The 22976-nt window shown below is 35.5% G+C and carries 23 protein-coding genes; 14 read left to right on the forward strand and 9 right to left on the reverse strand.

Features of this window, described 5'->3' with window-relative positions; genetic code table 11:
- Positions 1-53: 53 nt before the first annotated feature.
- Positions 54-1547, reverse strand: a complete 1494-nt coding sequence (putP, locus tag J3U56_RS08105; protein WP_416379671.1) for a sodium/proline symporter PutP — start codon at positions 1545-1547, stop codon at positions 54-56.
- Positions 1548-1802: 255 nt separating this feature from the next.
- On the opposite strand from putP, the gene nth reads away from it, so the two are divergent.
- Both nth and smrB read left to right on the forward strand, forming a co-directional pair.
- Entirely contained in the window at positions 1803-2441 is a 639-nt protein-coding gene (gene nth, locus J3U56_RS08110; RefSeq protein ID WP_065634495.1) for an endonuclease III, read from the forward strand.
- 6 nt (positions 2442-2447) lie between these two features.
- Positions 2448-2978, forward strand: coding sequence for an endonuclease SmrB (smrB, locus tag J3U56_RS08115; RefSeq protein WP_267333904.1), 531 nt, complete (start codon positions 2448-2450; stop codon positions 2976-2978).
- 639 nt (positions 2979-3617) lie between these two features.
- Here smrB and cgtA read toward each other — a convergent pair.
- The 4 genes from cgtA to rplU form a co-directional block, all read right to left on the reverse strand.
- On the reverse strand, positions 3618-4784 hold the full coding sequence (cgtA, locus tag J3U56_RS08120; RefSeq protein WP_267344414.1) for an Obg family GTPase CgtA: 1167 nt from the start codon (positions 4782-4784) through the stop codon (positions 3618-3620).
- Positions 4781-5749, reverse strand: a complete 969-nt coding sequence (locus J3U56_RS08125) for a DMT family transporter (RefSeq protein ID WP_065634545.1) — start codon at positions 5747-5749, stop codon at positions 4781-4783. Before J3U56_RS08125 ends, cgtA begins: the two co-directional genes overlap by 4 nt.
- An 87-nt stretch (positions 5750-5836) precedes the next feature.
- Positions 5837-6097 (reverse strand): 50S ribosomal protein L27, encoded by a 261-nt coding sequence (gene rpmA, locus J3U56_RS08130; protein WP_034915250.1) that lies wholly within the window; start codon positions 6095-6097, stop codon positions 5837-5839.
- A gap of 15 nt (positions 6098-6112) precedes the next feature.
- On the reverse strand, positions 6113-6421 hold the full coding sequence (gene rplU, locus J3U56_RS08135; protein ID WP_025314436.1) for a 50S ribosomal protein L21: 309 nt from the start codon (positions 6419-6421) through the stop codon (positions 6113-6115).
- Between the two features lie 739 nt (positions 6422-7160).
- Here rplU and J3U56_RS08140 point away from each other — a divergent pair.
- From J3U56_RS08140 to J3U56_RS08155, 4 genes are all read left to right on the forward strand, one after another.
- Positions 7161-8183: a DUF4272 domain-containing protein gene (locus tag J3U56_RS08140; RefSeq protein WP_267333907.1), complete on the forward strand. Its 1023-nt coding sequence runs from the start codon at positions 7161-7163 to the stop codon at positions 8181-8183.
- Positions 8184-8490: 307 nt separating this feature from the next.
- Positions 8491-8988 (forward strand): MarR family winged helix-turn-helix transcriptional regulator, encoded by a 498-nt coding sequence (locus tag J3U56_RS08145; RefSeq protein WP_267333908.1) that lies wholly within the window; start codon positions 8491-8493, stop codon positions 8986-8988.
- A 75-nt stretch (positions 8989-9063) separates the two neighbouring features.
- The gene (locus J3U56_RS08150) at positions 9064-10182 is read left to right on the forward strand and encodes an HlyD family secretion protein (RefSeq protein WP_065634490.1); all 1119 of its coding nucleotides are present in this window, start codon (positions 9064-9066) and stop codon (positions 10180-10182) included.
- Entirely contained in the window at positions 10182-11363 is a 1182-nt protein-coding gene (locus J3U56_RS08155; protein WP_267367318.1) for an ABC transporter permease, read from the forward strand. The genes J3U56_RS08150 and J3U56_RS08155 overlap by 1 nt, the downstream gene beginning before the upstream one ends.
- A 208-nt stretch (positions 11364-11571) precedes the next feature.
- On the opposite strand, the gene J3U56_RS08160 is transcribed toward J3U56_RS08155, so the two are convergent.
- Positions 11572-11997 carry a lipoprotein gene (locus tag J3U56_RS08160; RefSeq protein ID WP_267367320.1) on the reverse strand — a complete coding sequence of 142 codons (426 nt, stop codon included), beginning with the start codon at positions 11995-11997 and terminating at the stop codon, positions 11572-11574.
- 808 nt (positions 11998-12805) lie between these two features.
- Between J3U56_RS08160 and agaR the strand changes: the two genes are divergently transcribed.
- The 8 genes from agaR to agp all read left to right on the forward strand — a co-directional run bounded on the left by agaR (position 12806) and on the right by agp (position 19981).
- The gene (gene agaR / locus J3U56_RS08165) at positions 12806-13576 is read left to right on the forward strand and encodes a transcriptional repressor AgaR (RefSeq protein WP_416379600.1); all 771 of its coding nucleotides are present in this window, start codon (positions 12806-12808) and stop codon (positions 13574-13576) included.
- Between the two features lie 50 nt (positions 13577-13626).
- On the forward strand, positions 13627-14793 hold the full coding sequence (locus J3U56_RS08170) for an SIS domain-containing protein (protein ID WP_267367322.1): 1167 nt from the start codon (positions 13627-13629) through the stop codon (positions 14791-14793).
- 42 nt (positions 14794-14835) lie between these two features.
- The gene (agaV, locus tag J3U56_RS08175) at positions 14836-15324 is read left to right on the forward strand and encodes a PTS N-acetylgalactosamine transporter subunit IIB (RefSeq protein ID WP_267333913.1); all 489 of its coding nucleotides are present in this window, start codon (positions 14836-14838) and stop codon (positions 15322-15324) included.
- A 16-nt stretch (positions 15325-15340) separates the two neighbouring features.
- The gene (gene agaW / locus J3U56_RS08180; protein WP_065634485.1) at positions 15341-16117 is read left to right on the forward strand and encodes a PTS N-acetylgalactosamine transporter subunit IIC; all 777 of its coding nucleotides are present in this window, start codon (positions 15341-15343) and stop codon (positions 16115-16117) included.
- Positions 16107-17003, forward strand: coding sequence for a PTS system mannose/fructose/sorbose family transporter subunit IID (locus J3U56_RS08185; RefSeq protein ID WP_267333914.1), 897 nt, complete (start codon positions 16107-16109; stop codon positions 17001-17003). Before agaW ends, J3U56_RS08185 begins: the two co-directional genes overlap by 11 nt.
- A gap of 10 nt (positions 17004-17013) precedes the next feature.
- Entirely contained in the window at positions 17014-17451 is a 438-nt protein-coding gene (agaF, locus tag J3U56_RS08190) for a PTS galactosamine/N-acetylgalactosamine transporter subunit IIA (RefSeq protein WP_267333915.1), read from the forward strand.
- Positions 17441-18601 carry an N-acetylglucosamine-6-phosphate deacetylase gene (nagA, locus tag J3U56_RS08195; protein WP_267367324.1) on the forward strand — a complete coding sequence of 387 codons (1161 nt, stop codon included), beginning with the start codon at positions 17441-17443 and terminating at the stop codon, positions 18599-18601. The genes agaF and nagA overlap by 11 nt, the downstream gene beginning before the upstream one ends.
- A 120-nt stretch (positions 18602-18721) precedes the next feature.
- Complete coding sequence (agp, locus tag J3U56_RS08200; protein WP_267344410.1) at positions 18722-19981, forward strand: bifunctional glucose-1-phosphatase/inositol phosphatase; 1260 nt, start codon at positions 18722-18724, stop codon at positions 19979-19981.
- A 72-nt stretch (positions 19982-20053) separates the two neighbouring features.
- Here agp and J3U56_RS08205 read toward each other — a convergent pair whose 3' ends face one another.
- From J3U56_RS08205 to J3U56_RS08215, 3 genes are all read right to left on the reverse strand, one after another.
- Positions 20054-20713: an HAD-IA family hydrolase gene (locus J3U56_RS08205; RefSeq protein ID WP_267367327.1), complete on the reverse strand. Its 660-nt coding sequence runs from the start codon at positions 20711-20713 to the stop codon at positions 20054-20056.
- Positions 20714-21040: 327 nt separating this feature from the next.
- On the reverse strand, positions 21041-21985 hold the full coding sequence (locus tag J3U56_RS08210; RefSeq protein ID WP_267333919.1) for a hexose kinase: 945 nt from the start codon (positions 21983-21985) through the stop codon (positions 21041-21043).
- A gap of 184 nt (positions 21986-22169) precedes the next feature.
- On the reverse strand, positions 22170-22943 hold the full coding sequence (locus J3U56_RS08215; protein ID WP_267348801.1) for a DeoR/GlpR family DNA-binding transcription regulator: 774 nt from the start codon (positions 22941-22943) through the stop codon (positions 22170-22172).
- Positions 22944-22976: the final 33 nt, after the last annotated feature.

The following is a 22976-nucleotide window of genomic DNA, read 5'->3' on the forward strand; positions in this document are numbered from 1 at the left end:
GATATTTACCTATTATATTTTGTTACGTTTAGAGTTTACTTTAAATAAAAATTTTATTCTGCTTTATTATGAAAACGTTTATACGCCTGTTTAAAATGATCTGCCACAACTTCGTTAGGTCTGTTATCGCATAAACTAACAATCACAATGGCAATAGATGCAAATAAAAATCCAGGAATAAGTGAGTAAAGGTTAAACCAATTAAAATTGATCCAAAGCAACACGGTTATTGCACCAATCACCATTCCCGCTAATGCACCATTACGTGTCATTCTTGACCAAAATACAGAAAAAACAATAATTGGTCCAAAAGCTGCGCCAAATCCTGCCCAAGCATGACTAACTAAATCAAGTACACTGTTATTAGGGTTTATTGCTAATAAAATAGCGATAACCGAAACCAATAGCACCATAATACGCCCCACCCAAACAAGTTCGCGCTGTTTAGCGTTTGGTCTTAAAAAGGCACGGTAAAAATCTTCGGTTAAAGCACTTGAGCAAACAAGTAGCTGACAACTTAACGTGCTCATTACTGCAGCTAAGATTGCAGCAAGTAAAATACCAGCAATCCAAGGATTAAACAGTAATTTTGATAGCTCAATAAAAATACGTTCATGCTTACCATTATTAATTAAGTAAGCTAAACCTGGATTATTAGCAAAATAGGCGATTCCAAAAAAACCAACCGTAATGGCACCGACTAAACATAAAATCATCCATGTCATACTAATTCGACGAGCATTTTTCATTACCTCATGTGAATCAGCAGCCATAAACCTTGCTAAAATATGCGGTTGACCAAAATAACCTAATCCCCATCCTAATAAAGAGATAATAGAGATAAAGTCCATATGGGCAAAGATATTTATATAATCGGGATTAAGTGATTCAATATGAACAATAGCATCATTAAAACCACCTGCATTAGCTATAACCATAATTGGGGTTAAAATCAGGGCAAACATCATTAAACTAGCTTGAATCGTATCAGTCCAGCTCACCGCTAAAAACCCCCCAATAAAAGTATAGGCAATAGTCGCACCAGCGCCAGCTAACATTGCCCAACCATAGCTCATACCAAATGTACTTTCGAATAATTTTGCGCCAGCAACGACACCAGAAGCACAATAAATGGTAAAAAAGATCAGAATAATTACTGCCGAAATAATACGAAGTAAAGAGCTCTTATCATCAAATCGTCGAGCAAAATAGTCTGGTAATGTTAAAGAATTATGGTTAATTTCGGTAAAAACACGTAACCTGCCAGCAATGAGTAACCAATTTAGATAAGCACCGATTATCAAACCAATAGCAATCCAACTCTGAGATATACCGAATAAAAAAACGGCACCGGGAAGCCCCATTAACAACCAGCCACTCATATCAGAAGCACCGGCTGAAAGTGCTGTCACAACACTACCGATACGACGCCCACCGAGAATATAATCACCAAAGTTTTGCGTTGCACGAAACGCAAAAAAACCGATCGCAATCATCCCTAAAATGTACACACTAAAGGTGACAATCATTGGTAACGACATTTTTATAAAAAACCTTGTATTATGAAATTGAAATAGTGGGGTAGCTTATCATAAAAAGACGATGCTAAAAAGCAGGCTATTTAGGTATTTGAATCAATAAAAAATCAATAGCAAACCGTTATAAACATTATACTATTGGCTAATAGTCATATAGTATTGCTTATATTTATTTTAAATAACGCAATTTAACTTACCGATAAAGTCCAAATAAAGTATATAATATTAACCCAACATTCCACTATTTTTGATTATAATTAGTTTGTGAAACAATCAACTCGAATTCAGATTCTAGAAAGACTGAAAGAACATATTAAAGATCCTACAACAGAACTAGTATATCAAACACCCTTTGAATTACTTATTGCTGTTGTATTATCTGCTCAAGCAACTGACGTTAGTGTTAATAAAGCAACCAAACCGCTATTTGCTGTTGCTAACACGGCTGAGCAAATATTAGCACTGGGTGTTGATAAGTTGAAAAGTTATATCCGCACCATCGGTTTATATAATAGTAAAGCCGAAAATATCATTAAAACTTGCCAGATATTAGTCAATAAATATCAAGGTCAAGTGCCAGAAAATTTTGATTCATTAATTGAACTGCCAGGAGTTGGCAGGAAAACCGCTAATGTAGTACTTAACACAGCTTTTGGTTGGCCTACAATTGCTGTTGATACCCATATTTTTCGTGTATGTAACCGGACTGGTTTTGCACCCGGTAAAAACGTAGAGCAAGTCGAAGAAAAACTGTTAAAAGTTGTACCTAAAGCGTACAAACTAAACTGCCATCACTGGCTGATTTTACATGGTCGATATACTTGTATTGCTAGAAAACCAAGATGTGGCTCTTGTGTTATTGAAGATTTATGTGAATTTAAAGAAAAAATCTACCCTGAGTGATAATCAATGACAAATAAATATACATTGGATGACGAAGATATAAACTTATTTAAAAGTAGTATTGGTCATACTAAACAATTAAAACAAGATACTGTCATTCATCAACCGCAAAAACGGTCACAAAAAATAATGGAAACACAAAAACTTCAACATGAAAAAGGTCATGCTGAGTTCTATTTTTCTGACACCTATCAACCACTATTACAAGATGACCCAATTCGTTATATACGAGAAAATGCCGATCCATTTGAACTTAAGAAATTACGACGAGGTTTTTACGATCCCGAATTTTTTTTAGATTTGCATGGTTTAACCCAACAAGAGGCAAAAAAGGAAATAGCAGCCCTTATCGCAGCCTGCTTAAAAGAAGGGGCACACTGCGCTTGTATTATGTATGGTCATGGTAAGAATATTTTAAAAAAACAAACACCAATGTGGTTAGCCCAGCATCCGCATATAATCTGTTTTCATCAAGCCCCCAAAGAATTTGGCGGCAGTGCAGCATTATTGATTTTATTTGATATAATTAATCAATAGATATTGCTAATTCTATCCCAACAATTATTTGAATTGAGCATAATGATTGTATATCGTTGATTCAACGCTATTTTTATAAAACTAATAAAACTCATACCCTAAAAAGTCTATAGCCTTGGGTCTAATTAAAAATAGCATTATTTATTATATAGAATTTTTTGATCTCTATTTAACGATGTCACAACATTTATAGATGATATTTCTAAATAGTGTATTAGAATTTAATACATTATTTTAAAATTTGGCTTTGTTGGTTAATGGAATAAATGCAATAGCGCACAATAATAAGTGGCTTATTAATTATACAAAAAACGGATTTAGCTTAGTGATAAATGAAAAAAGCCAGCTTAGTTAGTGCTAGGCTGGCAAACATTGGAAGCAATGTGAGCAATGTCATACTTTTTCAGAAGTCTTGCGACGCTCTAACAAAGTACAGATTAATGATAATAATTCTCATTACTAAAATCAAGCATTATTTTTGACTTTTTTCAAAAAAAGGGTAAAAAAACTTTCAAACTCAATGGTTTTTAATTTTGACAATGAAGAATATTTAGAAAAAACAGTTAAAAAAGCAGAGCATAACCCTGCTTTTTTGTAAGAGATTAAATTTTGTAAAGAATAAAAAATGCATATCAACATCTATTTTTGGTAAATAAATTCGACGCCTTCCTCATCACTTTCATCCCAGTCGTCAAAATCATCATCGTCATCAAAAGCATCGTCCATAGCTTGTTGATGATAATCATCCCACATAAATTCAACTTTTTCTGGTGAGTTTTCTTCTTGTTCAATTTCTCGTGGGTGAGCATTCATATATTCCATCAGATCCCAACACAAAGATTTTACACCTTCATGATTGACCGCAGAAATCAAATAATATTTATCATCCCAATTAAGTGCCTTCGCGATTTCGGCTGCTCGTTTAGCGCTTTCTTCTTCACCTAATACGTCCATTTTATTAAACACTAACCAGCGTGGTTTACTGGCGAGTTTTTCACTATATTGATGGAGTTCTTGAATGATCACTTTTGCATTTTCAACAGGATCAGTACCATCAATCGGTGCAATATCAACTAAATGGACTAATACCCGGCATCGTTCAAGATGTTTTAAAAAGCGAATTCCAAGCCCTGCCCCTTCAGCAGCACCTTCAATCAACCCAGGTATATCAGCAACCACAAAGCTTTGTTCGTTATCCATTCTAACCACACCTAAACTCGGTACTAATGTTGTAAAAGGATAATCTGCAACTTTAGGCTTAGCTGCCGATACTGAACGAATAAACGTTGATTTACCCGCATTAGGTAAACCAAGCATTCCCACATCAGCAAGTAATAATAACTCTAATAAAACATCTCGCTTTTCACCCGGCGTACCATCAGTTTTCTGCCTTGGCGCGCGGTTAACTGACGATTTGAAACGAGCATTTCCCAAGCCATGAAAGCCACCTTTGGCAACTAAGACTTTTTGTTGATGATGAGTTAAATCACCAATTATTTCACCAGTATATTTATCGGTAATACGTGTTCCAACAGGCACTTTAACGGTAATATCTTTACCACGTTTACCCGTACAATCAGAACCTTGCCCATTTTGTCCGCGCTCTGCGCGATAATTTTTTTCAAACTGAAAATCAACCAAGGTGTTCAAGTTTTCATCGGCAACAAAAAACACATCACCACCGTCACCACCATCACCACCATCTGGACCACCTTTAGGTATATACTTTTCCCGACGAAAACCTACACAACCATTGCCACCATCTCCGGCTTCAACTCGAATTGTAGCTTCATCAACAAATTTCATAAATTTTCCTCTTTTTTTCGGTTAATCAGCAAACCTTTTCTTGGTTGCCAAATATGGTGTCCAATTGTTGCAAACATCGCCCCTGCAACAACCGATATTGCGCCAATATAACCTAAAATATTTAAATATTGCATGGCAAACTTTTCTGGCCAAATTAATGCAAATAAATCAGAGAAGATCAATGAAAACAACGGTGTGAGTGTTGTTATAGCACTAACTTGAGCAGCCTGCCAACGCTCCATAGCCATCACTAATGCGCCATAAGCGATAATAGTATTTAAACCACAAAAAATAATGGCAAATAATTGTGTTGCATCAGCATGAGCAATTTTACTTGGCGAAGCAAGTGGCCATAAAAATACAGTACAAATTAGATAAATTAACCAAAGTAATTGTTCTGCGCGCAATTTACGTAATAATACCTTTTGCGCAAGAGCATAACTGGCCCACGAAACAGATGCAAGCAAGCCCAGCCAAACACCAATACCATAAGTAGACATATTAGAAAAAAGGTCAACAATATTTTTATTAAAAAATAGTACTAAACCAGTTAACAATACCAAAATACCAATAACTTGGGTTGGTCTTAATCTTTCTTTAAAGATGAAAGCACTTGCTATCATAAATATCACAATACCGGTTTGGCCAACAACTTGCGCAGTTGTCGCCGACAGATATTGAACAGCGCTAGCAAATAACGCAAAATTACCGAGCAAACCAAACCCAGCAATCATTAATAAGATAAAACGGCGACGTTTTTTAAACATAATTAAATTAGGAAATTGCTTTTTATAAGCAAGCCATATCGTAATTCCAATCGCAGACATCCCTAGCCGAGACCACGCTAAAGTCAATGGATCAACAACGGCTAATGCATATTTCATTGCAATTGGCACTATGCCCCACATAACTGCCGTTAACATGGCTAATGCAAAACCTAATTTTACATTTTGCTGTTTTATCATAATAGATAATATTATATAAAATTTAAGAAATGAAAAAAGCCCCACAATAACTGTGAGGCTTCTATAATTTTTTTAAACCGTTTCTAATTAGCTGTTAGCAACGACACTAACATACCGACGGTTTTTCGGACCTTTAACTTCGAACTTTACTTGTCCGTCAATTAAAGCAAATAAGGTATGGTCACGACCACAACCTACATTAGTACCTGGGTGAAATTGCGTTCCACGCTGACGAACTAAAATATTACCAGCAAGAACTTCTTGACTACCATAACGTTTAACACCTAAACGTTTACTTTGGGAATCACGACCGTTACGTGATGAACCACCAGCCTTCTTATGTGCCATTGTTCGATACTCCTATTAAGCGATTGCAGTGATCTTCACATCAGTGAACCACTGACGGTGACCTTGTTGTTTACGATAGTGTTTACGACGACGGAATTTAACAATTTTTACCTTGTCACCACGACCGTGTTCAACAATTTCTGCTTTAATTGTTGCACCTTCAACAAACGGAGCACCAACTTTGATGTCTTCACCATTTGCTACCATTAAAACTTTATCGAAAACAACTTCTGCGCCGGTTTCGACTTCAATTTTTTCCAAGCGAACGACTTGTCCTTCGCTAACTCGGTGTTGCTTACCACCACTTTGGAAAACTGCGTACATACTTAACTCCGCAATAAAAAGCAGACGATTACTTGATTTAAAATATATGTCTGCATTGATTAATCTTATAGGGCGTGAATTTTACGCAAAATTTATCCTTGTTGCAAGCTCTGATTTCTAAAAGATCGCAAAAAGTTACAAAAAAGATCAGAGGCATACACTTTTCAACTTAGAATAACGATAAATGATTATTTCTTTTACGATATTTATTATCAAATACTATTGAGTCTTAACGCGGTAAAAATAAAGCTACGCTGTCATGTATCAATTATAACCGCTCTTGGTTTTCAAGTGAAATAGCTTAGTTTCACTTTTTTACTTACTCTAATCAGATAACAAGAATATGCAGTATATTTACCAATAAGCTTAATCCGTGATTAATTAAACTGAAAAGCCATCAAATTTTAACCACAATGACATTAAATAAAATACCGTATCATCAATTAGATGATATCAAGATATTCGTTATTAAATTGTCAGTAAAATACGTAAAAAGTAGACATCAAAGGTCTCTAACAAAACTAAATTTTAAAGTCAGAAAAATAATAGCAGGTTGTTTATATTGTATAACAGTAAATTCAATAAAAAAGCCAAGTATGACTTAACCTCGTTGCATAAATAAAATGTTCCCTTTTATTAATTAATATAAACTAATTAATTAGTTGATAAAAAACTTATTTTTATTATGATAAATTTTATACTTCTATATACATGAAATTTAAGATAAGGTCAGTTTAAAATGTCTACATTAATTACTGCTTACTCAACCCTCACCAATCCACCTGCTATTGATTTTCCGTGTAAACTACTTAATCAACTAAGCTTAGAATCATCTGAACTTCCCGATCACCTTGATGATTTTATCGGTTTTGTGATGAACGCAGGAGACGGAGAAATGAATTCTCGTCGTTATGCTTTATATCGTCATATACAAAGAGTACGACATCTGTTTAGTATTGAAATTGACGAAGATAAATTTGATCAGTTCGCCGATTGGGGCTGGCGAGCTAACGTAATTATTTATCTATATGACAATACTATTCGTAACCCTGACGGCGATGTGTTGCAAGATCCTTATGGTAAGTTTGATAAAAATGCCACCATGCCTTATCCTTTAGATGCAAAACAACGTAAAGCAAAAACAGAACAATATTTAAAAGAACTTGGTATAAACGTTCCCACCAGTTTACCGCCTGTCGTTGCTGAATCTGAAGTAGTATTAAGATCGCCTGACGAGATAGCCCATCGAGCTTTAGCTTTGATGATATGTTGCATTCAAGCAGAAGGCTTTTATGAAAACGACCCCATCGATCCTGATGAGTTTAAACAGCGTTGCCCGATCGGTTATGCTGCTCTATCCGATAATGAACGAGCGTTTATCCACAGCAAGCAACCAGAACAAAAAGATGTAATCAATAAGTCTTGGCGATATGAAGCTTTATTAGCTTTACAATGGGCAATTGAGTGGCAATCTCAGTTACCTTTTGCGGATACTGTATGTGATTCATCTGATTTAGTTAATCAAGCAATGAACTATAACCAACAACCAAATCAGTCTGTCAATTTAAGACCAGTGAGTGAAATATTGGATGCTTTAGATTTACATTATCGTTTACATTGGTTAACAAGAGAATACGGGCGTGAGGATAAGGCGCTTCCTGCATCAATTAACGGCGGTGTGATTTACGAACGCCATTACGCATTAAACTGGCTAACCAATTTTGAAAATGCTGATTGGGATGATGTGGATACGCCAACTTGATTTATAAGTGCTATTTAAAACCATAAACCCTCTGAACAAATAGAGGGAATTGCCATCAATCGATACACAAACGAACACAATAATTTAGATTTTAACTGCAAGATGTTTTACTTAAAATCCACATAATCCTAACTAAAGGATTATGTTAAGTGAAGTAAGCACATACTTGTGGTGAGATCTTATCCGTAAAATCTAATTATTTAACAAAACTTGCTAATATTTGACACTAAAAAGCGTGTAAAAAATTAATTGATAATTGTAGTGAAATTTGTATAATTAGCCGACTAAATAAATTGAGTAATGATAATTGAATTACAATTCAAGAATGCTACCATCTCGTGAAACTTTAGCACGAGCGCAAAGATTTAATGATGATGTTGTTGACGTTTCGGGTGTGGATCTAGTATTAAGCTTGATCACCACAGCCGATTTAATTCGAGCAAATATTTATGCACAGTTAACCAAAGATTATGGTGTATCTGAAGGCAAGTTTGCTTTATTAATGTCGCTCTATTCTGAAGGCGAAACTAATGCCAGCGATTTAGCATTGCGAATAGGCGTAACACCGGCAACCGTTTCAATTATGGTCAAGCGAATGCTTGCAGCATCAAGCCCTTTAATATCAATGAGCAAAAGTGGAGAAGATGGCCGTACACGTCTGATCGCTTTAACTGATGCTGGCATTAAACTTATTCATAACGCATTACCCAATCATCTCAAAGCTATCCGGGCTTTTGCTCAAGTTTTAGATAGCCAAGAACAAGAATCTTTAATACAGATGTTACGTAAATTATTACGAAAATAAACGACTTTATTACCTTAAAGTCATATTACTTTATCTTAATACTTAGCTGACTAAATAAATGGAAAATAAGCTATAATGAATATGCCAAAAAATATTAAAATCCCCGTTATATTTTTACTACTGCTTTTATTAGGATCAACATTAATTTATTTTGGTTCTCGAAACGACGCTGTATCGGTTGCCAAAAGCATTAAATCAGGTGTACTCACTGCTGATGAAATTAATGTCGCTTTCCAAAATGTTAGTGGTAAATTGTTAAAACGTACCGTCCAAGAATCACAACATGTGAAAAAAGGTGATGTTTTAATGGTACTGGAAGATACCGATACACAGCTTGCTATTGATCAACTTAAAGCAGTAATAGCAGGTCAAGAAGCGGCAATTAATCAAGAACAGGCCGCAATAAAAATTGCTGAAGATGAAACTAATCTATCAGAAGTATCAACGTGGCGAAATATTGAATCAACACAAGCCAATATTGATGCGGCAATTTCAGCAAGAGATTTTGCAAATACAGAATATGATCGCCACACCCAACTTCGTAAAACGGGTGGTGCATCACAATCGCAATTAGATAGTACGCGTAATACTTATATTTCAACTAAGATGAGTGTTATCCAATTACAAAGTCAATTAGCTACATTAATGGTCGGTGCAACACCAGATCAAATAAAACAATTTGCTCAAACTAAAAATGCTACCGGCATGACTTTACAATCGATTATTAATGCGCGTCATAATATTGAAAATCGTCAAAATCAATTAGCACAATTGCGTGCACAATTAGCACAATCACAAGCAGAATTAAAACAACTTGAGATCAATTATCAACGATTAACCCTTACCGCGCCAGAAGATGGAAAAGTCTTAAAACTCATGTATGAAGAAGGGGAATTAGTTCCTACTGGCGCACCAGCAGTGCTGTTAGAAACTGATCGTCAATATGTTGATATTTATGTCAATGAAAAGATGGTTAACGATTTCCAACCAGGTACTAGCGTAAGTGCTAATGTAATTGCGCTTGATAAAACAGTTAAAGGCAAGGTTAGATTTGCGACTGCAGCGCCGTCTTTTGCTGATTTACGCATGACTCGAGAAAGAGGACAAGCCGACTTAACATCTTATCAAGTTAGAATTTATGTTGATCCTATCCCACACTTATTAACGGGTATGACATTAGAGGTCGATCGATAATGCAAAACATGATTAAATCTATGCTTGAAGAGCTTGATGCTATGCTGTCCGGTCACTTTATACCTTATTATAAAGTAGCGATCGGTTTAGCGGCAATTGTTGCACTCATTTTTTCGCTCGTTCTTAGTCATGGAGCCGTGTTTGAAGGTAAAATTGCGGTAATTGATCTTGATGGTTCTAAATATTCTACTGAATTAATTAGTAAAGTGAACACTTCACCTTATATCCAAGTTGCTGAAGTGATAAGATCACCGGTTAATCCGATTACCCTAGTGTCACACGATCGTAATTTGGGGGTGTTATATATTCCTAAAGGCTTAGAAAAAAGTTTAAAAAAAGGTGATCAGACCGTTCGTTTAGGTTATTTTGCCGATGACACCAATGACGCGCAAAATGCGAAAGTGTTACAAAGTCTGAATGAATATATACCTGAATCAGGTGCGGAGCTAAGTGTTAGTCGTGTTTCTGCGTTAGGATTAGGTCGTGAAGGCACCGAGGCAGCATTATCACCAATGCAAATCAAAACACGGTATATGTTTAACCCAGCAAGTTCTTCGACCATATCGACCATTATTTATTTTGTCTACTTTTTTTCTTCTTTAACTTATGGTTTAACATCGTTAATGATCATAGGTCGCCTAAAAGTAACAGGCATGTGGCAAACGGTGTTAGAACGAGGTTTTATGCCATTATTGGCAAGAACAATACCTTATGCACTATTTTATACAACAGGGCTAACCTTGATTACGGCTATATTAGTAATATTTGGACAATTACGCTTTGATGGTAATTATTTTGCTTTTGTACCGAGTATTTTTATGACAGGACTTGCTTTTGGCTGGTTAGGTTTATTGCTATCTTGGAACACCAACAACCCAGGTGAAGGAGCTAGTCGTATGATCTTTTTGGTACCACCTGGATTTATTATGGGGGGATCAACCATGGCCGTAGGTATCATGCCAATATGGGCTTATTATATCAGTCATGCCTTTCCTTTAGTGTGGCTTTTTCGCTTTTTCCGAGATTTTGCCATGCGAGGACGTTCATTAATTGATATGTTAGCAACATATGGCATGTTTATTATCTATCTGACCATTATTGCTTTTGTCGTCATGATAGTAATTAATCATGTTAGAAAGAAAACAGGTATTGAAAATGTAAACCAGATAAAAGATTACTAGTTAAAATACACTAAAATTTTATACTGAAACGCATTTATTTTCTTAACGTTTTTACAAAATTTGGTACTGTTTATTCTATGTGATTTAGATATTGTTAATTTTGGTGATAACGTGTTAACCCAAAGGGGGATGATCTGCCCCCCGCTTAAATCTCAATTCAAATACGACAATAATAATATGCTTTTTGTACTATATTCTGGTCAACAGATTAATATATAGTCGTTGGCAAGATATCTGTATTGCCATTTTGATCTATAAACAAACGGAACACTTTTTTTTCACCATTGTTAAGGGTAAATTCACGTTCACGACGAGGTGCATTGAAACTACACAATCCCTTTCCTTGTATTGATGCGCCAACTAAAATGTTTCCACTAGGTGCATACAATGAAACATACTCTTTTGTTTCTAGCTTTGCTGCCTCGTTACCATTAATGAATACATTAATATAACAGCCACTACCGACAAAGCCTTTATCTCTTATTAATAGCAAATTGGCATAATTATCGACTCTATTGTCAAATCCTAAAATTCTCTCTTTTGGGGTATACTTAGCTTCACTCAATAAAGTCGGAGTAGTTGAGCAACCAGCAAGAAAGGTGACAATTAACAATGCAATAATTACTTTTTTCATCTTCTTTCCTAAATCACTTATTTTTCGTAATGTCATGTGATTTTATTGATTTAATTAATAAGATTCAAACATAATCGCTTCAATAAAACGGTCAATGAACCAATTGCATCAAAAACGAGAAAATTGCAAAATAAGTTTCTGACAGAAATTTTAAGGAACCTTATGTGTTTAAGTATAAAAATATTTAGTACTACTCTATAATTCGGGATAACACATAAAGTAGGATTAAAGACAACTTTGTCCTTGATGTTGCGTTAGAATGTTAGGGTATTTTGCAGCACATATCCCTATTTAAAATTATGACTAAAACGATAAAAACCTAAACATCAAGTGCTTACAATTTGAAATCAAAAAAATCCCTTATAGATATAAAAAAATAAAGTCACCGCATTATCCTTTTAACCCAGATACAATATTTGTAATAACAAAATAGTTTTACATAAACCATCCACAATCTAAATAACCACAAATACCCGCTTTTAAAAATGTTCGTATTTATATAAAAAGATGAAACTTGTGATCAAGATCACTTCGCTAATCGAAATCGACTATTTTGTAAATTGGTCAAATTGTTTTCTTTTACTTCTTATCAAGAATTACCTAACAGACTAAATTTACTAATAATATTCTATTTTTTGTTTTCTCCTATTTTCCCAATCCTTTCGTTTAATTTAAAAAAGAAAGCAATATTTACCGTTATTTTCATAAAAGCATTTTGTGACTTATCTATCATTTTCATTGTCTTTCGTGTGTTTAAATTTAATAACTCAATGAAAGTAATGTGAATGAACGTGTTATGAATGATGAAATGATGACCACACTGCAACGCCGAGAAAAAATAATTCATTTACTTGATAACCAAAATACAGTTTCGGTTAATAAGTTGAGTAAATTATTTAAAGTATCAACAGTGACTATTCGTAATGATTTACGTCATTTAGAAGATAAAGGCTGCGTATTACGCTGTTATGGTGGTGCTATATTAAATAAGGCCTTTGCCTTTGATAAACCATTGTTAGATAAAAGCCGCATCAATTCAAACATAAAAAATAAAATAGCCCAAAAAGCTGCCGAGCTAGTGCAAGATGGCGATCGTATTATCCTTGATTCTGGCTCGACAACAGCAGCAATGGTGCCATATTTATATAAAAAACAGAACTTAATTGTTTTTACCAACGCTATCAATATTGCTTACGACTTATCAACCAATACCGATATTGATGTGATTATTGCTGGTGGCAATATTAGAAAAAAAGCCTACTCGATTTCAGGCCCTACTGTTGAAGAGCAACTAAAAATGTTTCACTTCAATAAGCTCTTTTTAGGCGTTGATGGATTTGACTTAAATGCTGGGATCACAACACCTAATTTTGCTGAAGCTGTTGTTAATCGAATCATGTGTCAAGTATCAAGCGACATTATTGCTATTACTGATTCGACCAAATTTGGACGTAAAAGTTTTTGTCTGATCGAAAAGATCAATTGTATTAATACGCTAATTACTGATTCAAAAATTCCAAAAGACTACTTAACGCAATTACATACATTAGGCATCAATGTCGTTATTGCAGATTCATAAACGACTTTATTTTTATCAAAACAAATTAATCACTAAACAGGGTTCTTATTATGCAACAATACTTTAATTATTCACTAGATTGGTTAACACAACGTAATGCACAACATACCGCTAAAGAAATTTGGCAACAACCACAAATTTGGCGCGAAGTTCTTGAACTAATTCAGCAAAAACAACCTGAACTACAACAATTTTTGCAACCTATACTGGCTGATGCCAATTCAGATATCATTTTAACTGGCGCTGGTTCATCTGCTTTTGGTGGTGTTGCGCTTGCCCCTTGGCTTCGTGAGCATACCCACCGCAACTTTTTTGCCTATGGCACAACCGAAATTGTCGCAGATCCACTACAATACCTACGTCCTAATAAAAAAACCTTAATCATATCCTTTGCGCGTTCAGGAAACAGTCCTGAAAGTGTGGCAACAGTTCAACTTGCAGACCAATTAGTGGCAGATTGTTATCACCTTTTTATAACTTGTAATCCGAATAGTGCTTTAACCCAATATGCAGCTAACGCCAACAATAGCAAACGAATGTTTGAGCTCATTATGCCAGAAGGTACCAATGATTTAAGCTTTGCTATGACATCAAGTATTAGCAGCATGATGCTAGCAACATTACTGATTTTTGGTCATTTTGATAACCAAACAACTCTCAATGCTGTTAATAAAATTGCTGATATAGCAGAGCAAAAATTGATAAGCTGGCAAGATATTACTAAACAATTAGCAGCAAAATCACATCAACGAGTGATCTATGTGGGTAGTAGCTGTTTTACCGGACTTGCTCAAGAATCAGCATTAAAAATTTTAGAACTAACAGCCGGCAAAATAGCCAGCCGTTTTGACTCAATACTAGGGCTTCGCCATGGTCCTAAATTTATGGTAGATAAACAAAGTCTAGTTATTTGTTTATGTTCGAATGATGCCTATATACACAAATATGATAACGATTTATTTAATGAGTTAGTTCACGATCATATCGCTACCGATGTTCTAGCCCTTAGTGGCAAAAACAATAACACCCCAAATGTCTTATCGATTGATAGTGATCTGGCTGATTGTTGGCTACTCTTCCCTTATCTTGTTTTTGCCCAAATGCTCGCTTTTGAAAAATCATTAAGCTGTGGCTTAACGCCCGACAATCCATGTCCTACTGGTGAAGTAAATAGGGTTGTAAAAGGTGTGACTATTTATCCATTTAATCGAGTCTAAACGGTAATTATTTTATATCAAACCACTAAGGAGGGAATCAGTATGGGGACGCCAAATATTCTAATGACACGCATAGATAATCGTTTAGTCCATGGTCAAGTCGGAGTCACTTGGGTAAATGCACTTGGTGCTAATTTATTATTAGTTGCCAATGACAGTGCTGCACAAGATCCAGTCCAGCAAAACCTTATGGATATGGTCATCGCTGAAGGTATTCAAACCCGTTATTTTACTTTGCAAAAAACGATCGACATCATCGGCAAAGCCGCCGATCGTCAAAAAATTTTTATTGTTTGTAAAACACCACAAGATGTTCTTACGCTAGTAAAAGGTGGCGTACCTATCAAATTTGTCAATGTCGGTAATATGCATTTTTCAGAAGGGAAAAAACAGATACATAAAACGGTATCGGTTGACGAAAGTGATATTGCCGCATTTAAAGAACTTCACCAATTGGGTGTCACTTGCGAAATTCGCCGAGTGCCCGATGAGTCCGGTGAAAAAATTTCAGATTTACTCAACTTTTGTTAATAACAGGGAGCACTATATGTTAATCGATGCGTTATTAATTGGGCTATTAGCAGGTATTGCTGGCGTTGATCTGTTTGATGGACTCACGCATTTACATAGACCGGTTGTTATTGGTCCTTTGGTCGGTCTAATTTTGGGCGATGTCACAACAGGTTTATATGTTGGCGGTTCATTGGAATTGGTCTGGATGGGGATGGTACCGTTAGCCGGTGCACAACCACCAAATGTGGTCATTGGTGGTGTAATTGGTACCACATTTGCCGTTTTAACTCATGCCGATCCTAAAGTAGCGATTGGAATTGCCGTACCATTTGCTATTGCAGTGCAAGGTTGCATTACTATTTTATTTACTATCTACTCACCAATGATGCATAAATGCGACAAATTTGTCGATCAACTCAACTTCAAAGGTATTGAATGGGTCAACTACTTAGGAATGATTATATTATTTTGTTTCTATTTTATTGTCGCATTTTTACCTATCTATTTTGGTGCAGATGCAGCTACTGAGTTAGTCAAAAAATCACCACAATGGTTACTTGATGGGTTAAGTATTGCCGGTGGTATGATGCCTGCAATTGGCTTTGCCATGTTAATGAAAATTATGATGAAAAAAACTTATATCGCTTATTTTATTCTCGGTTTTCTTGGCGTGACATTTCTAAAATTACCTATTTTGGCAATTGCATTAGGCGCACTTGCCATTGCAATGATCGATTTCTTTAATTATAGCCGTGATAACAATCAAAGTAACAAGCCAGCCGGCTCAATGGAGGTGGAAGATGGGATTTAATAACGATAGTGAAAGCCAAATGGCACAAAAAGCAGAAAAGCGTATGGAACAAGCGTTAGCTACCAGCAAAGTATCGACCGATACCTACAGTGATCAAAGCCAAAATATCACATTAACTAAGAGTGATATCAATCGTATGGCATTTCGATCACTTGCATTACAAGCTTCATTCAATTATGAACGTATGCAAGCGGGCGGTTGGCTATTTACAATTTTACCTGCATTACGAAAAATTCATCAAAATAAAGATGATTTAAAAAATTCAATGCATATGCATATGGAATTTATTAATGTCCACCCTTTTGATGCGACATTCTTGTCTGGACTGGTATTAGCCATGGAAAAAGGCAAAGAAAATATTTCAACCATCCGAGCAGTTAAAGTTGCATTAATGGGGCCTTTAGGCGGTATAGGTGACGCATTATTCTGGCTGACATTATTACCTATTTGTGCAGGAATTGGGGCATCATTGGCATTAGAAGGTAGCTTATTTGGACCAATTATCTTTCTATTAATGTTTAACGTGGTACACTTTGGATTACGTTTTGGCCTTGCTCACTACGGTTATCGGGCTGGTATCAGCACTTTACCATTATTAAAAACGCACACTAAACGTATTTCGCATGCTGCATCAATAGTTGGCATGACCGTTATTGGTGCTTTAGTTGCCTCGTATGTACATTTAGCCACACCACTAGAAATTAATGCAGGACAGGCACATATTGCACTACAAACCGATGTACTGGATAAATTAATGCCTAATCTATTACCGTTAGGATTTACATTAATGGTTTATTCACTCATGAAACGTAACTTTTCACCGGTTAAATTAATTGGTTTAACTGTAGTAATTGGTGTTTTAGGTAAATTAGTTGGTTTTTTATAAAGGACAAATTATGATAGGTGTGATATTAACCGGTCACGGTAGCTTTGCTACCGGCCTTTTTCAGGCTGCAACACAAATTATTGGCGAACAAATACAATTTAGCGCAGTTGATTTTCCTGATGGGATGAGTAGTGAACAACTTGAACAACAGCTCAAAGCATCATTAAAATCAAACGATACCGGTGAAGGCGTCATTTTTTTGACCGACATTGTTGGTGGATCTCCTTTTAAACTATCGGCTACGCTTAGCTTCGAATTTGAGAAAATCGAGGTGATTAGTGGTATTAATATGCCGCTATTATTAGAAATATTGTTACAACGCGATGAATTGGATTTGCAAACCTTACGTTTAAAAATTGTTGAAAATGCCGATAAAAGTATTAGTAGCTTATGGCATGAACAACAAAAAAAATCAACTTATGAGAAGGAATGTTCAGATGGCATCTAAGCAAATTCATGCAAAACAAGTTTTAACACCTATTGGTTGGTTAGAAAATGCCATTATCACTATTGAAAAAGATAGAATCACCAATATTGAACTTAGTGATAAACCCAGTGTCAATGAGATTAAAGTATTACCAGCACTAATTGATACCCATATTCATGGCGTAATGGGTGCAGATACGATGGATGCAACGCATACCGCTCTTGATACCATGAGTCGTTTTCTAGCACAGCGTGGTGTAGGTGCTTTTTTGGCAACAACAGTAACGGAAAGTCATGAAAAAATTGAAGCGGCTTTAATACAAGTAAAAAATAGTATTAAACAAGGGGTATCTGGTGCAACCTTACTTGGGTCATATCTAGAAGGACCTTTTTTTACCGCAACACACAAAGGTGCACACCCACAAGAACTACTACATGCCCCCAATCAATTACTCATTGAAAAATGGTTAAAACTTGCAGAAGGGACATTAAAGTGCATCGCTTTAGCGCCTGAATATCCTGAATCGATAGCGATAATCAAATGGCTATCTAGCCAAAAAATACGTGTCATGCTAGGACATACTGATGCAGACTATTCAACTACTAAAGCGGCACTGTTGGCCGGCGCAAGTGGCGTAGTACATTGTTATAATGGGATGTCAGGTTTACAGCATCGTAATCCCGGTGTTGTTGGCGCAGCACTCAGTATTGACAATTGCCAAGCAGAAATCATTGTTGATGGCCACCATGTTCATCCTGCAGCTGTTGCCATTGCTCACAAATGTTGTGGTAAAAATTTATTGCTCATCACGGATGCTATGCGAGCAACCGGTATGCCTAATGGAGATTATCAATTAGGCAAATTAGTCGTACATATGCAAGATAATGTTGTACGCACCGATGAAGGAAGTCTTGCTGGAAGTGTATTAACGCTGGATCGTGCTGTTAACAATTTTGCTAAATTTACAGATATTTGTTTTGAACAAGCATGGCTACATGCTAGCTATTACCCAGCAAAAGCATTAGGTATTGATGAAGATTTAGGTAGTATTTCCATCAATAAATTAGCTAATTTAGTCTTACTTAATAAGCAAAATGAACTAGTTGCAACTATTGTTAATGGTAAAGTGGTATATAAATCAAAAGAATATGATGATCATTATTTTTGCTAAATGCTGAACAAAGCATAATTATGATCACTAAACCACACCTAAAGAATATTTTTATGCTATAACCAAAAGAGTATAACAATGTTATAACTCACGTTTTTAAATGACATAAAAGGAGGTCATATGAAACAAATCCTATTTAAAGGAATATTAGGTTTAACAGCATTGTTGTCATTTTCAACATATGCAACAGATACGCTAGATGATTATACTTTAGAACAAGTGGTCGTATTTAGCCGTCATGGTTTACGTGCACCATTAGCAAGTCCAACAAGCACACTAGGGAAAGTCACGCCAAACCAATGGCCACAATGGGATACACCAGCGAGTTATTTGACCATACGCGGCGGTGTGTTAGAAACATATTTTGGTCACTATTTTAGCCAATGGCTTGTGGATAATAAATTATTGAATGCCGATAGTTGCCCAACAGAAAAAGATGTTTACATTTACACCAACAGCCTTCAACGAACAATTGCGACCGGACAATATTTTGCGGTTGGTGCTTTTCCTGGCTGTATAGTGCCTATTATTCATAAAGAAAAACTCGGTACGATGGATCCACTGTTTTTTCCCGTTATTCGAGATGATAGTCCTGAATTTAAACAAGCTGCTATTAATTCAATTAATCAAAATGCAGATTCTAATGGTATTGACGGGTTAAATAAAAAGCTAAATAAAGCCTATCGAGACATGGCTAATGTCATCAATTATCCAAAATCAAAAGATTGTTTAAACAACAAGCAATGTGACTTTATTGCTTTACCAACACAATTGATCATCGAAAAAGGTAAAGAACCTGGTATTACTGGACCACTACGAACAGGAACATCTATTGCCGATGCCTTTATATTACAATACTATGAAGGCGTACCTTTAGCAAAAGTAGCTTGGGGCAAAATAAAAAATGAGCAGCAATTTAAACAACTAGTTGCCATTAAAGAAGATTATAATAAGGTTCTGTTTGGCTCACCTGTTGTGGCAAAACACGTCGCTGCAAATTTAGTTAATTATATTAATCAAGCATTCACTGAAAATGACTCAACTATAAAGTTTACTTTTTTAGTAGGGCATGACTCCAATGTAGCTTCTTTATTTTCAACACTGCAGATTCAACCTTATAACTTACCAAACCAGTTTGAAACAACACCTATTGGCGGCAAAGTGGTATTCGAAAAATGGCGAAACAACAGTAGTGGCGAAAAATTTATGAAAATTGAGTATGTTTATCAATCTACAGATCAAATTCGCAACTTATCACCATTGAATCGTGATAATCCACCACAAAAAGTCACCTTAAACATGACAAAATGCCCAACAAATGCAATGGGACTTTGCTCATTCACCACCTTCAAACAAGTGATGGATGATATCAGCAAATAGTGTTATTTATTAATAGTAAGCAAAAACTGTTAACTGCGTTTTATGCTTACTATCCATTATGTTTATCTAAGGTTATTCAGCATTAATTTTTGAAATCACAATATCCGTTGGCATAACTTTTTTAATGATTAATTCATCAAAACTATTAATGTTCAATGCAATGTTTGCCTGAGCACAGTTAAGTAAATTAACACCAATAACTTGGCATTTAGCATTAAAAGCAGATTGTATTCCTGCAGTCGAATCCTCAAAAACAATACATTGCTCAGCAAGTAATCCAAGTGCTTTTGCGCCTTGCAAGTAACCGTCCGGAGCAGGTTTAGTCTTTGCTACCATTTCACCCGTGATAAAAACGGGTGGTTTCGCTACGCCAAGCAGGTTGAATCGAGATTCAGCAACTATTTTAGTGCCAGAAGTCACAATGCCCCAAGGTATATTTTGCGATGATAACAATTGTAAAAATTTACTCGCGCCGGGTATTTCACCTATGCCATCTAAGTCTTGTGATTCTAATTGCTCCATCCAGTTAAACTCTTGTTTTATCTCTTCATTAGGTTTATCCGGTAAAAAAAACTTTATATTGTCAATCGCTTTACGCCCATGAATTGAAGTCAACACATAATCATGATCTAGATGATGACGCTTGGCAAATTTTAACCAACAACGCTCAACTGCTGATAATGAGTTGACTAATGTCCCATCTAAATCAAAAAGAAGTCCTTTAACTTGCATATTATAATTTTCCTGTACGACTACATTGAATTTACTGTTCTATCGATTTTTGCATTAACTGATTTCCATTTAATGCAAATAACGTCAATCAATCACTTTTGCCATACCTGTATAGAGACTCATTAAACATTCAATCTCAACACAACAATACGCTGCTGATATTGTCACAAGTATCACAACAGGCTGCGACTGCATAGCCACATGAACTCACCGTTGAAATAGTTAACAAGTGATAAATAGTAAAAGTCGTTATCTGCTAACTTTATTATTGTGCTTTTTAGTATTTATTAAGATGAAATAAGTTAAATAGCCCCGCCTTTTCAAGCGTTATTTATCCATTACTTGTTGGACAACAACTTGCTGGAAATAGCCATCATAGTTTTGCATATTGACAAAACCAGTTTGTGACTCCATCGTATTTAACATGCCCATCGTCATAGCTCGTTTAAGCATCACCTCTACCGGTTCATGTTGGTGAATACCAACAGCCAGCCCAGCTAAAGTTACATCTCCAGAACCGACAGGATTAACCACATTAATTTTAGGAATTGTTACTCGATAATATTGTCCATGACAACGAGCAAAGGCGCCATTTTTACCCAATGATACAATGACAAAAGCGATGTTATCCAACAAAGGATGATTAACCGCTGAAATCAGTGAATCAATATTTTGTTCATCAATATTAACTTGTAGAATTTGTTGTAGTTCACTCTTATTGGGTTTTATCAAATATGGTTTATTTTGGGAGATTAACACCTCATGCAGCATGTTGCCAGATGAATCAAGTAAAACGGGAATATTGTTTTTATTCGCTTTTTCAATAAGTTGAGCATAAAAATTAACAGGAAAACCTTGGGGCAACGATCCAGAAATTGTGATTACTTTGGCCTGACTTAATAGTGTTTGATAATGATTGAAAAAATGAATCACATCTTGTTCAGTAAGTATAGGTCCTGATTCAAGAATTTCAGTTTGATTCCCCTCATGTAAAATCGCTATACAATTTCTTGATTCCTGCTTTGTAATATAAAAATCATATTTAATATCATCTTCAGTCAATTTTTTTTGAATATATTCACCCGTAGTGCCACCAACAATACCCGAAGCTAATACATCTATCCCCGAATATTTAATCCCCCGAGTTACATTCAGTCCCTTCCCTCCGGCTGTTTTTCTGACGTCTTTTACTCGATTAATATCATTAATGTTAAATTTTGCCAGTGGATAAGAGATATCCACCGAAGGGTTCATTGTAATGGTTAATATCATGTTTTTTTCCTACACAAATGATACTCTACTATTGTTTATGAGAAATATTCAACTTACTTAATTTGGTTAATATGATGTAAGAAAAAAGTTTGTAACAGTATTAGTCTTTGCTTAAATTGGATAAGCTGAAATTGATGATTTTTTTATAAACGACATTCCATCGAAATCCCATCATCCTTGTATTTTATACAGCTATAAAACCAACACCTTTTGCTTCAAATTCTTGTTTACATCGACTATTAACATCAACATCTGTAATAATTACATCAAGCTGGCTCATAGGTAACACAACATTGATACCATTACGCCCAAACTTTGATGAATCTAAAACCGCAATCACATGTTTTGCAGCTTTAGCCATAACGCTACTTATAGTATAACCTTCATTAAACGTTGTTATTCCTCTTTCAGCATCAATCCCGTCTGCGCCAACAAACAAAATATCTGCTGAAATGCCGGCTAATGATTGCTCAGCAATTTTTCCATGAAAAGAGCGTGTTTTGTGTCTGAGCGTACCTCCACACATAAACAACATGATGTCACTATTGTCTGATAAGATAAATGCTGACGTCAGACTATTGGTAATCACTGTAATATGTTTTAGTTTTACCAGCTCTTCAGCTATTAGCATAGTTGTACTACCGCTATCTAAAATAATAGTATCACCTTCTTTAACATGTTTAACTGCCTCAATTGCAATACGTTTTTTTGCTTCTATAAATCGCTGATAGCGATCTTCTAATTGCAACTCTTTAAACGATTTCATTTCTCCATTATCAACGATTTTAGTTGCGCCACCATGAAAACGTATTAATACGCCTTGTTTTTCTAGCAATCTGAGATCAGTTCGAATCGTGACTTCTGAAACATCATATTGCTGAGATAAATCACTCACCAATAAAGTACCTTTCATATTAATAAGCGCTAATATCTGTTGACGTCTTTCACTTGCATTCATATTATTTCCTTTTTCGAAAATTTTTCAGCAGTG

This window comes from Gilliamella sp. B2824 (genome assembly GCF_026536245.1).
Taxonomy (GTDB): domain Bacteria; phylum Pseudomonadota; class Gammaproteobacteria; order Enterobacterales; family Orbaceae; genus Gilliamella.

Excerpts from the sequence above, each read along its gene's own strand:
- J3U56_RS08205 (WP_267367327.1), bottom strand. The coding sequence starts at position 20,713 with ATGCAAGTTAAAGGACTTCTTTTTGATTTAGATGGGACATTAGTCAAC.
- J3U56_RS08155 (WP_267367318.1), top strand. The coding sequence starts at position 10,182 with ATGCAAAACATGATTAAATCTATGCTTGAAGAGCTTGATGCTATGCTG.
- J3U56_RS08150 (WP_065634490.1), top strand. The coding sequence starts at position 9,064 with ATGAATATGCCAAAAAATATTAAAATCCCCGTTATATTTTTACTACTG.
- J3U56_RS08170 (WP_267367322.1), top strand. The coding sequence starts at position 13,627 with ATGCAACAATACTTTAATTATTCACTAGATTGGTTAACACAACGTAAT.
- agp (WP_267344410.1), top strand. The coding sequence starts at position 18,722 with ATGAAACAAATCCTATTTAAAGGAATATTAGGTTTAACAGCATTGTTG.
- cgtA (WP_267344414.1), bottom strand. The coding sequence starts at position 4,784 with ATGAAATTTGTTGATGAAGCTACAATTCGAGTTGAAGCCGGAGATGGT.
- nagA (WP_267367324.1), top strand. The coding sequence starts at position 17,441 with ATGGCATCTAAGCAAATTCATGCAAAACAAGTTTTAACACCTATTGGT.
- agaF (WP_267333915.1), top strand. The coding sequence starts at position 17,014 with ATGATAGGTGTGATATTAACCGGTCACGGTAGCTTTGCTACCGGCCTT.
- J3U56_RS08125 (WP_065634545.1), bottom strand. The coding sequence starts at position 5,749 with ATGATAAAACAGCAAAATGTAAAATTAGGTTTTGCATTAGCCATGTTA.
- J3U56_RS08215 (WP_267348801.1), bottom strand. The coding sequence starts at position 22,943 with ATGAATGCAAGTGAAAGACGTCAACAGATATTAGCGCTTATTAATATG.
- J3U56_RS08210 (WP_267333919.1), bottom strand. The coding sequence starts at position 21,985 with ATGATATTAACCATTACAATGAACCCTTCGGTGGATATCTCTTATCCA.
- agaW (WP_065634485.1), top strand. The coding sequence starts at position 15,341 with ATGTTAATCGATGCGTTATTAATTGGGCTATTAGCAGGTATTGCTGGC.
- J3U56_RS08160 (WP_267367320.1), bottom strand. The coding sequence starts at position 11,997 with ATGAAAAAAGTAATTATTGCATTGTTAATTGTCACCTTTCTTGCTGGT.
- agaV (WP_267333913.1), top strand. The coding sequence starts at position 14,836 with ATGGGGACGCCAAATATTCTAATGACACGCATAGATAATCGTTTAGTC.
- smrB (WP_267333904.1), top strand. The coding sequence starts at position 2,448 with ATGACAAATAAATATACATTGGATGACGAAGATATAAACTTATTTAAA.
- agaR (WP_416379600.1), top strand. The coding sequence starts at position 12,806 with ATGATGACCACACTGCAACGCCGAGAAAAAATAATTCATTTACTTGAT.
- J3U56_RS08185 (WP_267333914.1), top strand. The coding sequence starts at position 16,107 with ATGGGATTTAATAACGATAGTGAAAGCCAAATGGCACAAAAAGCAGAA.
- J3U56_RS08140 (WP_267333907.1), top strand. The coding sequence starts at position 7,161 with ATGTCTACATTAATTACTGCTTACTCAACCCTCACCAATCCACCTGCT.
- rplU (WP_025314436.1), bottom strand. The coding sequence starts at position 6,421 with ATGTACGCAGTTTTCCAAAGTGGTGGTAAGCAACACCGAGTTAGCGAA.
- rpmA (WP_034915250.1), bottom strand. The coding sequence starts at position 6,097 with ATGGCACATAAGAAGGCTGGTGGTTCATCACGTAACGGTCGTGATTCC.